This window comes from Pseudarthrobacter sp. S3, from assembly GCF_050156905.1.
Taxonomy (GTDB): domain Bacteria; phylum Actinomycetota; class Actinomycetes; order Actinomycetales; family Micrococcaceae; genus Arthrobacter.
Map to the genome: position 1 here is coordinate 3,618,850 of NZ_CP189583.1, position 12,454 is coordinate 3,631,303.

The 12,454-nt window shown below is 64.1% G+C and carries 11 protein-coding genes; 4 read left to right on the plus strand and 7 right to left on the minus strand.

The genetic code is table 11. The features are described from left to right. Positions 1 to 80 precede the first annotated feature (80 nt). Positions 81 to 1,373 carry a sugar ABC transporter substrate-binding protein gene (locus tag ACQCSV_RS17400; RefSeq protein ID WP_354154542.1) on the minus strand — a complete coding sequence of 431 codons (1,293 nt, stop codon included), beginning with the start codon at positions 1,371 to 1,373 and terminating at the stop codon, positions 81 to 83. Between the two features lie 135 nt (positions 1,374 to 1,508). Between ACQCSV_RS17400 and ACQCSV_RS17405 the strand changes: the two genes are divergently transcribed. Continuing rightward, positions 1,509 to 2,357, plus strand: coding sequence for an FCD domain-containing protein (locus ACQCSV_RS17405; protein WP_354154541.1), 849 nt, complete (start codon positions 1,509 to 1,511; stop codon positions 2,355 to 2,357). Here the strand turns inward: ACQCSV_RS17405 and ACQCSV_RS17410 are convergent. The 3 genes from ACQCSV_RS17410 to ACQCSV_RS17420 form a co-directional block, all read right to left on the minus strand. Continuing rightward, positions 2,354 to 4,201, minus strand: coding sequence for a S8 family serine peptidase (locus tag ACQCSV_RS17410; protein WP_354222455.1), 1,848 nt, complete (start codon positions 4,199 to 4,201; stop codon positions 2,354 to 2,356). The genes ACQCSV_RS17405 and ACQCSV_RS17410 overlap by 4 nt on opposite strands. A gap of 185 nt (positions 4,202 to 4,386) precedes the next feature. Then, positions 4,387 to 5,259 carry an NAD(P)-dependent oxidoreductase gene (locus ACQCSV_RS17415; RefSeq protein WP_354222457.1) on the minus strand — a complete coding sequence of 291 codons (873 nt, stop codon included), beginning with the start codon at positions 5,257 to 5,259 and terminating at the stop codon, positions 4,387 to 4,389. Continuing rightward, complete coding sequence (locus ACQCSV_RS17420; RefSeq protein ID WP_354222459.1) at positions 5,256 to 5,846, minus strand: adenylate kinase; 591 nt, start codon at positions 5,844 to 5,846, stop codon at positions 5,256 to 5,258. Before ACQCSV_RS17420 ends, ACQCSV_RS17415 begins: the two co-directional genes overlap by 4 nt. A gap of 965 nt (positions 5,847 to 6,811) precedes the next feature. Between ACQCSV_RS17420 and ACQCSV_RS17425 the strand changes: the two genes are divergently transcribed. From ACQCSV_RS17425 to ACQCSV_RS17435, 3 genes are all read left to right on the plus strand, one after another. Further along, positions 6,812 to 7,225, plus strand: a complete 414-nt coding sequence (locus ACQCSV_RS17425; protein WP_426938877.1) for a hypothetical protein — start codon at positions 6,812 to 6,814, stop codon at positions 7,223 to 7,225. Positions 7,226 to 7,230: 5 nt separating this feature from the next. Further along, a complete protein-coding gene (locus tag ACQCSV_RS17430) occupies positions 7,231 to 8,289 on the plus strand; it encodes a reverse transcriptase domain-containing protein (protein WP_426938878.1) in 1,059 nt (352 codons plus the stop codon). 205 nt (positions 8,290 to 8,494) lie between these two features. Beyond that, positions 8,495 to 9,739 carry an IS110 family transposase gene (locus ACQCSV_RS17435; RefSeq protein WP_426938668.1) on the plus strand — a complete coding sequence of 415 codons (1,245 nt, stop codon included), beginning with the start codon at positions 8,495 to 8,497 and terminating at the stop codon, positions 9,737 to 9,739. A gap of 66 nt (positions 9,740 to 9,805) precedes the next feature. On the opposite strand, the gene ACQCSV_RS17440 is transcribed toward ACQCSV_RS17435, so the two are convergent. From ACQCSV_RS17440 to ACQCSV_RS17450, 3 genes are read right to left on the minus strand one after another with little or no spacing between them, the layout of a single operon-like run. After that, positions 9,806 to 11,077, minus strand: coding sequence for a hypothetical protein (locus ACQCSV_RS17440; protein ID WP_426938879.1), 1,272 nt, complete (start codon positions 11,075 to 11,077; stop codon positions 9,806 to 9,808). After that, positions 11,074 to 11,586, minus strand: coding sequence for a hypothetical protein (locus tag ACQCSV_RS17445; RefSeq protein ID WP_354222463.1), 513 nt, complete (start codon positions 11,584 to 11,586; stop codon positions 11,074 to 11,076). The genes ACQCSV_RS17440 and ACQCSV_RS17445 overlap by 4 nt, the downstream gene beginning before the upstream one ends. 1 nt (position 11,587) lies before the next feature. Beyond that, a complete protein-coding gene (locus ACQCSV_RS17450; RefSeq protein ID WP_354222465.1) occupies positions 11,588 to 12,430 on the minus strand; it encodes a hypothetical protein in 843 nt (280 codons plus the stop codon). Positions 12,431 to 12,454: the final 24 nt, after the last annotated feature.

Below are 12,454 nucleotides of genomic sequence, written 5' to 3' on the forward strand. Positions count from 1 at the left end.
GACGGCAGCGTCGCTGCCGTCCCGCCAGGGCTGTTGGGTGCGCCGGGCTTCATTGGCTGAGCCCCGGTGCACCGCGTGCGTTACTTCTTTTCGCCGTCCAGGAATTTCTGGAAGGCCTCATGGGCCGAGTCCGCTGCGGCAGAGGCGTCGGCGCCGGTGATGCTGGCAACGATCGGCTGGCCCACGATTTCGCGGGCCTTGCCTACGGTGACTACCTCGGGCCGGTCGTGGCCCACACCGTTTTTAGCGCTGGTGGCAATGGCTTCGGCCAGGTCCTTCGGGTACGTGGAGGTTCCCGCGGAGTCAGCCCAGACGGAGGCGCGGGGTCCGGGGACGCCGGCCTTCTGTGCGGCCAGGGTGCGTTCCTTGCTCGTGGCCCACTGGATGAACTTCCAGGCGTTGTTCTGGTTGCCAGAAGCCTGGTTCACGGCCAGGCCCCATGACGGGATGTTGTACGGCCTGGAGCCGGCGGGACCGGCGGGCAGTGCGGCGAACCCGACCGTATCGGCCACCTTGGACTTGGCAGGATCGGTGGCGTTCTTGTAGAGGGAGTCGGCCTCGGTGTAGAACGCGGCCTTGCCCTGTGTGAAGATGGCCATCGCCTCGGGCCAGCTCATGTCCGTGCTGACGTTGGCGGGGCCGTAGTTCTTGATCAGGCCGCCATAGTAGGCGTAGGCCTTTTTGGCAGCAGCCGAGTTGACGGTGGACTTACCGCTGGAATCGGTGAAGTCGCCACCGAAGCTGTAGAGGAAGCTGGAGAACTGAGTTACGGCGGCGGACTTTCCGGTGCGGGCCACAAAGCCGGCGGTGTCCGGGTTGGCTTCCTTGATGGCCTTGGCGGCCGCTTCAAGCTCCTCCATGGTCTTGGGAACCTCAAGGCCGGCAGCCTTGAGCAGGTCCTTGCGGTAGTAAAGGACTTCGCGCTCGGTGATGATGGGGACGCCAACGACTTTGCCGTCAGCCGTGGTGGCCTTGACCGGGCCCTCCTGGTAGTCCTTCCAGTCCGAGCTGGAATCCGAGGAGACCTTGCTGGTCAGGTCCGCGAGGTAGCCGTTCTTCGCGAATGCCTTGCCCTCCTGGAGCGGGCGGTACATCATCACGTCGATCTCATCGCTGCCTGCGTTGAGCTTGACGTTGTACTGGTCCGAGAGCTGGTCTTCGCCGAGCTGGGTCAGTTCCACCTTGAGCCCGGAGGACTTCTCAAATTCCGGGATGGCGGCCTTGATGCCTTCGGTCCACACGTGGTTTGCGAGAGTTACCCGGACTACGCCCGATTCCTTGGCGTCGCTGCTGCCGCTGCCGCCGCAGGCAGTGAGCCCCATTGAAAGTGCCGCGGCAACTGCCGCGTACTTCATTACTGAACGTCGCTTCATGACGACTCCCTTGCTTCGAGGCTGACGTCACTGTCCAGCCATCTACAAATGCATCTTTACATCTGCTCTGGAAGAGAGCATAGGTAAATAAGGCAGACTTAAACAACCCTTTTCGGAGACCAGTATGATTTATCTATGAAAACCCCAAAGGCGGAGTCCCCTACTGACCGGCATACTGCGTTGGTCCAGAGTCTGGGACTCGCCATTGCCGAGGGGTCCCTCGCGCCGAATTCAGTAGTGCGGCTGGACGAGCTGGAGGCGCAGCACAAGGCGTCCCGCTCCGTGGTCCGGGAGGCCGCCCGGGTTCTGTCATCCAAGGGCATGCTGGCATCCCGCAGGCGGTTCGGCACCGTGGTGCAGCCCGAGGAAGCCTGGAACCTTTACGATCCCCAAGTGATCCGCTGGCGCCTTGCCTCGTCCCGGCGGCTGGAGCAGCTGCAGGCCCTCAACGAACTCCGCGGCGCGATCGAACCGCAGGCCGCCCGGCTCGCAGCCGAACGGGCGTCCTGGGATGCCGGCAGCGATCTGGTCTCCTTGGCAGCGCGGCTGTGGGCGGCCGGCCAGCGCGGCGACAGCAACGATTTCCTCCGGCTGGACGTGGAATTCCATGCAGCCATCCTCAAGGCATCAGGCAACACCATGTTTGCCCAGTTCCAGACGCTTGTGGCAGAGATCCTCACCGGCCGGACGGAGCACGGGCTGATGCCGCACCTGCCGCATCACGAAGCGCTGCAGCTGCACGTTGACGTGGCCAGCGCCATCCAGCGGGGTGAGGCCGCCGCCGCGCATGCAGCCATGAGCAGGATCGTGGAACAGTTCGCCGAAGAAGTGGGCCATATCTGGTCCGAGCACCACCAGGGCGAGGCGCAGGGCCCGCCCCCGCAGCACGCAACCCCGAAGCGCACAACCCTCAACCACACAACAGAGGCCGACGGCGCCCCCCAATTGCCGCCGTCGGCCTCCCCTTCCCTCGCGGACAGCTAGATCGAACCCGTGGTGAACTGCCATGTCCGGGTGGCCAGCTGATTGCCTGCGAGGTCGCGGATGGACGCCCCGCCACCGGTGACTGTCACCGTGTATTTCGTTTTGGCCGTCAGGGCGTTCTGCGGGTCCAGAATCCATTGGTTGCTGGTTCCGTTGCGGTAGACGGCGGCCGGGACCATGGCCCCTGTGGCGGCATTCTTCACCGTGAATGTGGCTGTGCTGACACCTTGGACCGGCTCGCTGAAGGTCACCGAAAGGTAGTTGTTCCGCCTGACCAGGATGGAGTTGCTGCCCGGCGTGAAACCCGTGACCGTGGGCGCCGGGCCGGTGGTGAACGTCCAGCTCGTGGTGGCCAACGGCGTGCCAGCGGTGTCCCGGATGGCGGTGGTGCCGCCCACCAGCGTGGCCGTGTAGGTGACATCCGCGGCCAGGTTCGAGGACGGATCAAGGGTGGCCGTTGTGGTTGTGGCGTTATAGCTCACCGTTGCGGGGATGGCCGTGCCGGCGGCGTTCCGGAGCACAAAGGTTCCTGCACCGACCCCTTGGACCGTCTTGTTGAAGGTGGCCGTCACGTTGCTGGCCACGGGCACCGCCGTCGACTGTGCTGCGGGTGATTTTGCCGTGACAGTAGGGGCGGGAAGCACCGGGGCGGGCGCAGGTGCGGGTGCCACAGCGGCCCCAACATACAGCAGGCGGTTAGGCGTGCCGGCTCCGGCGCCCGTGATAGTGCCGGCAGTGGCGTTCGAGGTCAATGCCGAAGCGACCTGGGCGGGCGTGAGCGCCGGGTCCTGGGACAGCAACACGGCCGCCGCGCCGGCCGCATGGGGTGCCGCCATGGACGTGCCGGACATTGAGGCGGTTGCCGTAGTGGAAGTGTACGACGCTGAGACAATGCCGACACCGGGTGCATACAGGTCCACGCAGGAACCGAAGTTGGAGAAGGAAGCCTGGCGGTCAGCGGAATCGCTGGCTGCCACCGTGACCGCAGCCGGGAGCCGCGCCGGCGAGCCCGCGCAGGCGTCCACGGCGGAGTTTCCGGCGGCAACAACTGCAGTGACGCCGTCGGTAATGACCCCCTGGAGTGCGGAATCCACGGCCGCACTGGCCGCCCCGCCCAGGCTCATGTTCACCACGGCGGGCGTTCCTGCCGAGTGGTTGGCCGCGATCCAGTCCAGGCCAGCCACGACGTCGGAGTTGAAGCCGGATCCTGTGCAGTCAAGGACCCTGACGGGGACGATCGTCGCCGCCTTGGCCACGCCGTAGGTGGTTCCGGCCACCGTCCCGGCCACATGGGTGCCGTGGCCGTTGCAGTCGCCGGTGCCGCGGCCATCGGCCACGGCCGTCCAGCCTGTTGCCACCCGGCCGGCAAACTCCGTGTGGGCGGCGAGCACGCCCGTGTCCACCACATATGCGCTGACTCCGGCGCCGGCTGAGGTCCAGGAGTAGGAACCCGAGAGCGGCAATGCCCGCTGGTCCACCCGGTCCAACCCCCATGGCGCGGGCTGCTGCGTCGCAGAAACGGTGATGGGCGCATCAACTTCCACTGAAGCGACGCGCGCCGAGCGGGCTAACGCCGCGGCTTGCGCCGGCGTCGCGGTAACCACGGCGCCTCGCAGGGCGTGCGAAAAGGAGCGCCCGACGCCGATGCCCTCCGTTTTCAGGCGTGCCACCTCCGCGGGGACGTCCGTTTCCGCGGCGTAGCGGACCAGGTAGCGGACGCTTGCGGCGGTGCCGGCGGGGGCAGGGGCCGGCTCAACGGCCCCTGCGGGAAGGCCCGAGGCAGACAGTGCTACGGCAGAAATCAGCAGGGCGGCAGCGGGCAGCACAAAACGGCGGGTGAGCATGGTGGGGTCCTAGCGTGGCGGTCTGGATTGATGCTGGCGGCAACAAATCGCCGCTTATCACCAGATTAGGAGCCCGGCACACACCGATGCGGCGAACTGGGCCGATCCTGCGCCAACCCTTCGGCGCCTGCGGATTTCTTGAGGAACCGTCTTCCTCAGCGGCGTAATTCATAGTCTTCGCCGCTTCAGTCCTCCGTGGGCGTGGTCCTGTTGGAATGGTAGGTCCGCCACGTATGTTCAGGCTCGAAGCCCAGCAGCCGCCGGGCCTTGTCGATCGACAGCATGGTCTCGTGTTCGCCCAACTCCTTGGTCACCGTCACGTTGGGAAACACCTCCGCGGCAAGGCTGGCGCTGGAACGCGTCATCACGGTGTCCGCGTTCGCGACGATGAAAGCCTCGAATCCGGGCTGGCCGTTTTCCAGCGCACGCGCCACAGCTTGCGCGCCGTCGCGCCCGTCAATGTAGCCCCAGAGGTTCCACTTGCGCAGCGCGGCGTCGGCATCGAATGACGGAAACCGTTCATAGTCCTCAGGATCCATCACATTCGAGAACCGCAGGCCCGTGATACTCAGCTCCGGATCCCAGCGCGTCAACTGGATCGCCATCTGCTCCTCGAGGTGCTTCACGAGTGAGTACGTGCTTTCGGGCCGGGCCGGGTACTCCTCATCCACCGGGATGTAGGGCGGATCGACGTCGAACGGCAGTCCCAGCACCGTTTCGCTGGAGGCGTAAACCACCTTCTTGATCCCGGCCCGCCGGGCTGCCTGGAAGACGTTGTAGGTGGAGAGCATGTTGTTCTCGAATGTGGCTGCATCCGGAATAATGCCGGGCGCCGGAACGGCACCGAGATGGACGACCGCGTCAAACCCGGAGTGCCGGTCGTCGAGACCCAGGACCACGTCAAGGACCTGGCCGTAGTTGCGCAGGTCCACGAGTGCCAACCCGTGGTGCCGCTCCCCGGCACGGTCCAGGTTCAGCACATGGTGGCCGTCGTCGGTCAGCCTGCGGACCACATGCCGCCCCAATTTTCCGCTTCCGCCGGTCACTGCAATTCTCATGGGGACACCCGGGCGGCCAGGAATTTTTCGACGGCGGCAATGGCACGAGTGGTGATGTCGCCGGGGTCACCACTGCCGTCCACCGAAACCACCATTCCCCGGCCGGCGTAGACCGCCACGACCTCGTGGGTTTCGCGATTGTAGAGGTCCAGCCGGTGCCGGAACACCTCGATGGTGTCGTCCTTCCGGCCCTGCTCCTTGGCCCGCTGCAGCATCCGTTGCTCGAGTTCGGAATCCGGTGCGCGGAGTTCCACCACGGCGTCGAGGCGGTGGCCCTGGGAAGCCAGTATGTTGTCCAGCTCCATGACCTGGGGAGCTGTCCGGGGGTATCCGTCCAGCAGGAAACCGGGTTGCAGATCGGCGTCGAGAAGCCGGTCCTTGACCAGGGCGTTGGTGAGCTGGTCCGGGACAAAAGCACCGTCGTCGAGATATTTGGCGGCCTCCACACCCAGCTGCGTCTCCTGGCTGACATTGGTTCGGAAAATCTCGCCCGTGGATACCGTCGGGATGCTGAAGTGCCTGGCGATGTGCTCCGCCTGCGTGCCTTTGCCCGAGCCGGGCGGCCCGATGATGAGCATTCTGGTCATGTTCTTGTCCCTCCGCGGCGTCCTTGCCGGCTGGTCCTGGGTCCATCGTCGGCAGCGCCAACGTGAGCTTCATTCTGCCCACAAGTCGCAGCACAACGCCAGCCTCCGGGAAGGGATCCGGAGGCTGGCGTTGGTTTGCGGGGGTTAGTTTCTGAGGTGCGCTTCGCTCCGCCGTGGGGACGGAAAATTTGGCCGTGTCAGGTCTGTTCCCAGGGATATCTGGTGCTGGCAGACGCTCAGGGGACAGACTTGATGTGTGTGTTTCGGTCGACCCCGATTCGTCTATGGTGCCGGTGAGCCTGTGGGTTAGTTTGGTGGTGGAGGGCACAGCTTTGTTGTCCGCGGGACCGTGGACTGTTGCCTTGGAGCAGTGCGCCACGAGGCGCTGTTTGTTACGTATGGAGGTGGGAGACCTTCGTCGCTTCGCCGTCGTAGCGGTGGAGTGAAGCTGGAGGCAGCCGTTCTCGGGGATCACCGAGAACCGGTGGGAGCAGCCTCGACAAAGTCGGGCCGGTTCAGTACTGCCGGATGGGCCGGGCCCGGTGAGCGAGACGGGAAGGTATACGAGAGGAACCGGTGTCGTTACGCCTCTTCAGGCAACGCCAGCTCCAATCCGGTGGATGTGGGCTGGTATGCGGTGCACGCCCGCCCCTCATTTCGGGCGGGGGACTCCTGGTCCGGCTTGCTCTTCGCGGCTGGGAGGCCACGGTGAATGTCTACGGCGTAGCCGTGGCGATGCCGCAGGGGTAGAGCCGGGTGCCTAACCCGTTAATCGGACGACAGTGAACGTGGGAACCATCTGTAACCGTTCCATTACCCACTCCCGGCCAGGGAGATGGAGGGATGGATAGGCCTGATGCCGGCCGAAGGTTAGGGGTGGGGCGGAGCCGCCGTAGTACTCCGAGCCGGGGAAAGCCCGCGCACATGGGGAAGGGCGGCAGCGTGTCAGTTAACGAGAGGTTGCAATGTTCGAAGAAGCGCCGGTGAATACCGGCGCCGTGCAGTGGCCGGATGCTGATTCGGCTTTCTGGGCGGTACGAAGCATGCAGATTAAGTTGCATCGTTGGGCGAAAGAGGATTTCTATCGCCAGTTTGGTGACCTGTTTAACCTTGTCTATGATCCGGCGTTTCTGGTGCACGCGTGGGAACGGGTGTCCTCCAACGCCGGGGCACGGACTCCGGGGGTGGACCAGGCCACGGTGGCTTGGGTCGAGTCCCGGATTGGGGTGGAGGCCTTCCTGGGCCACGTTCGTGCCTTGCTGAAGTCAGGCGAGTTCGAGCCGGTCGAAGTGCGGCAGGTGCTGATACCGAAGGCGAGCGGGAAACTGCGCAAGCTGGGTATCCCCACCGTCGTGGATCGGGTGGTCCAGGGAGCCTGAAGGCGGTGTTGGAACCCATTTTCGAGGCGGATTTCAAACCGTGCTCGTATGGGTTTCGACCTAACCGCAGGGCCCAGGACGCAATTGCCGAGATCCATTTTCTGGCCAGTCACTCGCATGAGTGGGTGCTGGAAGCCGATATCCAGGCGTGTTTCGATGAAATCGGGCACACGCCGTTGATGGAACGGATACGGCATCGGATCAAGGACAAGCGGGTCCTGGCGCTGGTCAAAGCGTTCTTGAAGGCCGGGGTCATGACGACCTCCGGGCAGCGGGAGGAAACGCTGAGCGGCACCCCACAAGGCGGGATACTCTCCCCGCTGCTGGCTAACATCGCGTTATCGACGTTGGACGAGCACTTTGATGAGCAACGGCGAGAACAGATGGGAACCGACCAGCAGCGGGCCAAACGCAAGCGGAATGGCCTCGGCAACTGGAAGATCGTCCGCTATGCGGACGACTTCGTGGTGATGGTGTCTGGAGAACGCAGGCACGCTGAGGAGTTGCGGGAGGATGTGGCCGAGGTGCTAGCCCCGATGGGGTTGCGGCTGTCTCCGGAGAAGACCCGTGTGGTCCACATTGACGAGGGTTTCGACTTCCTCGGTTTCCATATCCATCGCCGACGGAAACGAGGAACACAGAGACGCTGCGTCTACACCACACCTTCGAAGAAGGCCGTCCAGTCGGCCAAGGACAAGGTGCGTTACAAGACGCGTAGGTCAACCCTGCACATGAGTCTGGGAGAGTTGATTATCAGTCTCAACCGGATGTTGCGGGGATGGGCGAACTACTTCCGGCACGGTGTGTCCTCGCGGGTATTCCAGCAACTCGATAGCCACGCTTGGTGGCGGATCGTTAGCTGGATACGCACGAAATATAAGGGCAAGAGCCGGGTCAGCATGAAGGAGGTGCGCCGCCGTTTCTGTGACCAGGGATGGCGGATCGCCCATGAGGGGGTCGTGTTCACCGGCGCATCCAGCGTCGCAGTGACCCGCTACCGCTACCGCGGCAGCACCATCGCGACCCCCTGGACAACCAAACCGGCAGCCGCCAGCAGCGGCTGACCAACGGTCACGACACGTGGAGAGCCCGGTGCGTTGAGAGGCGCACGCCGGGTTCGGCGGGCGGGCCGCAGAAACCCACCGGGAGCAATCCCGGCAGGGCGCTGCGGTCCGACCCAACCGAATGTCAGATTTGTTGTTTTATCCGCCTTCCCCGGAACGCATGCACTTTGATTCCTGCCGGAATGATTGGGAAGGGTGATCCGAGATGGAAGTGATGCACCCGCGGTGTGCGGGTATTGATATTTCGAAGAAGGATGCGAAGGTCTGTATCCGTGTCCAGGGGCGGGGGGCCAGGGCAACCGCGTCGACGGTCACCACGTGGGGTGCGATGACCGGACAGATCCTGGACCTGAAGGAACACCTGCTGAAGGAGCGGGTGAGCCTGGTGGTGATGGAAGCGACCAGTGATTACTGGCGTCCCTTCTACTACCTGCTTGAGGACGAGGGCCTGAACGTCATCCTGGTCAACGCCCGTGATGCCAGAAACGTCCCGGGCCGCAAAACCGATGTCTCCGACGCTGCCTGGCTCGCGGATCTGGGCGCCCACGGGCTGGTCCGTGCCTCGTTCGTGCCCCCGCCGCCGATCCGTGAACTGCGCGACCTGACCCGGGCCAGGACCGTCATCACCCGGGAACGGACCCGGGAGATCCAGCGGCTGGAGAAGCTCCTCGAGGACGCCTGCATCAAGCTCTCCTCGGTAGCTTCGGACATCACCGGGGTCTCGGGACGGCTGATGCTGCAGGCACTGATCGAGGGGCAAGAGGACCCGGCGGTCCTGGCAGACCTTGCCCAGCGCAGGATGCGGTCAAAGATCCCGGAGCTCACCGACGCGCTCACCGGCAGGTTTGGCAGCCACCACCGCTACATGGCGAAACTTTATCTGCACCGGATCGACGCCCACACCGCCGATATCGAGGACCTGGGCGCAAGGATCGAGGAGGCGATCGCGCCCTTTCGTTTCGCCCGGGAACTCCTGATCAGCATCCCGGGATTCAGCACCACCGTCGCGGAGATCTTCATCGCCGAAACCGGCGCCGACATGACCGTGTTCCCCACCGCGGGACACCTGGCCTCCTGGGCCGGCACCTCTCCGGGATCCAACGAATCCGCCGGACGGGTCAAGTCCACCAAGACACGCCCCGGCAACCGCTACCTCAAAGGAGCCCTCGGTATCGCCGCGCTCTCGGCAGCACGCTCGAAGAACACCTACTTCTCCGCGAAATACTCCCGCCTCGCCGCCCGGCGCGGGCCATCCAAAGCACTCGTCGCGGTCGAACACGCCATGCTCACCGCCGCCTGGCACATGCTCACCACCGGGGAACTCTACAAAGACCCCGGAGCCGACTACTTCAGGCTGCAAGCACCTGCCAAGACCAAGGCCCGCGCGATCGGACAGCTCGAATCCCTGGGCTACCAAGTGACCCTCGCGCCCCTGCAACCCACCGGATAATCCTGCCTCAAAACGCCGACCGCCAGATCATTCAGTCAACGGGACAACGTCACCGCAATTTTCATGTCAGAAGTTGGATGCCGCGCCCAGTAGTGGCGAGAGCGAGATCGGATTTCCGTTGGTGTCTTTGGGCCCGTCTACGGCTGTGAACATAGACTGCACATTCCCAGACACCACCGCCCTGGAAGCACCGTTATCCGGCCCGAGCGTGATCGTCAAGGTACTCGATGTGGCGGTGCTGCTCCACGCTATCGCGGTTGCGTTGCTTCCTCCTCCGGCAAATACGAGATCAGTGCTTCCGGTGGAGAACACCCCGCCTAATACCGCGGTCCCCAGTGTAAAAGTCGGGCAAACCGTCGAAGGGACGATGACCTTGAGGTTCTTGTTCGAGTCGATCCTGACCTGAATTCCGGAGTTTTTCAGAAGCGCCTGGCTTGTACTGGTCCACTCGCTGCAGATCGAGGACGGATTCATGGGTTTGGAGAAAGTGATGATGATCTGGTCGTCCTGATCTGCCCGACCGGTAACGTTCTTCTGAGCCAGCGGGCCTGTTTGAAGCTTGATGCTGGCCGTAGGCGCAACCGTGTCCTTCGTCGATGTCGCCGTACCGGGCGCGCTGGCGCCGCCGGCTGCATTGGTGGCCACCGCCGTATAGGTGATAGTGCCGTCCTTGAACGCTGAGAGATTAAAGTCCGTGCTTTGGACGGAGCCGTTTGCAGTCAGCGTTTGGGTGGCCGTCTGTTGCTGCGTCCCGGCAGGCGGGGCGTCGGTAACTGTAATTGTTACCGAAGATCCAGACTCGGCGGTAACGCTGACTGTGACACCTGCAGCCTTCGCGATGTTGACAATGGGGGCAACACTTAGCGTTGGTGCCGCTGGCGGAGTGGCGGCCGCGATGGTTACTCCTGTGCTGCGTGCACTTTCCTGGCCCGCCCAGGATCCGAGGACCGGGGTGACGGTGTAATACCAGGTACCGCTCGGCAATGCCGCTTCACTGCAGGTCCGCGTTGTGATGGTTCCCGAGCAGCCTCCCCCGGCTGCAACTTTGGTGCCCCCTGTCGCTGACGAATACCGGGCAACGATGTAGCTGGAGACCTGTTTGCCCGCCGCCGTCGCGCCTTGCGCCCAACTGACGGTGGCGGCACCTGCCGAAGCGGACGCCGTCGGAGCCACCACGGCGAGGATGGAATCAGCTTTGGCCCTGCCGTCATTGCTGCTGAGGGTCTGCCAGTAGGCGCTGGCAGCCGGGCCGCCCCACGAGATGACGAGGGCAGCCGCGACGATCCCGGCCACGCGGACCTGCCGGCGCGGCGGCGGGGTCTGAATGGGGCGGCTCATTTCCGTGCCTCCAAAGTGACGGGCAAACTGAACGTGGCGCCCTGGCAGCCTGACAGCGATGCAGTGGACATGGTGGCGGCGCCCGGCAGTGTGATCAGCACCGACGAGTTCGCGGGAATAGTGATTATTGGGGCCAACGGAGCGGCAGGTTCAACGAACGTCACTCCGGTGCCGGGTGTGGTGCAGCCGGGGTGGCTGGTGTCCGCCGTCGCGGCCCCATTGCCGCGGATGGCATAGACACGCACCGCGTGGCCGTTGGGGTTGAGCGCCCGGACTGCAACATCGGCGGTGCCGCCCGGGACGAGGGTGGTCTGCGGGGTGTCTCCCGCAACAAGGGCTTCTACGGTCACGGTTGCCATGGTGCCGTTGGTGGCGGCTCCCGATCCGGCACCCACTGTGACCCAGTAGGCATAGGCTCCGCCCACACCGGTGACTAGGCAGAGTGTGACGGTTGCTGCCGCAGTCTTGGCAGCCAGCCGTCGGGAAGTCTTCTTGTGCTTCGGTGTCATGTCAGCTTCCCTGCCCTGAGCCGGAGTAGGCGAACTGGAGCGTGGCGCCCTTACAGCCGTCCTGGTTCAGCGTGGTATCCAGCATGGAGATTCGGGGCCACTTCTGCCAATCAACGCCGAGCAACTCAAGGGTCCGTGCGCCGGGCGGAACGCTAAGCGGATACGGGCCCGAGTAGTTGATTACCACGTAGTCCGCGGCGGTGCAGGGAAGCCCCGCAGCCACTGCAGCGGGCGTCCGGTTGATGGCTGTAATAGCGACCGAAAGGCTGCTCAGTGCCAGCGTCTTGTTGTTGGGATTGGCAATCGAAAGGTTCAGCGGAAGCGTTAGTCCGGGCGTGAGTTGGGTGCCGAGATTCCCCGAAATACTGAACGTCTTGTTGGATGATTGAACAATGAGTTGGACCACGACGGCGTCAGCCTGGCTTGCGCCGGCGGCCGTGCCGATGGTCAGGTCCGCTTTGCCATCCGGAGTGGTGGCCGACGTCGCCACCGTCAGCATGACGGTGGCCGTTTTGCCCGAAGCGAGCGTCACCGACGCCGGCGCGAAGGCCGCCGTCGTACTGGCCGGCAGGCCCGCAACGGTGGGGGTGACGCTGCCGCTGAACCCGTTGGTGGAGGTCAGGGACACCGAATAGGTGACCGCGTCGCCCCGGTCAACCGTCCGGCTGGCGGGATTCACCTGAATGGTGACGCTTTTGGTTTTGTTGCTTTGGCTCCCGCCCTGGCTGGCCGCGAAGATGGTGCCCGCCGAAACGAGCATCACCACAAGACCCACCAGCAGCACCTTCGCTGCGGTGGTGGTTCTTCGCATGACTGTGCGGAAGTACCCAGAATCATTCTGCACGTTCAGCCCTTCTGGCCTGTTCTG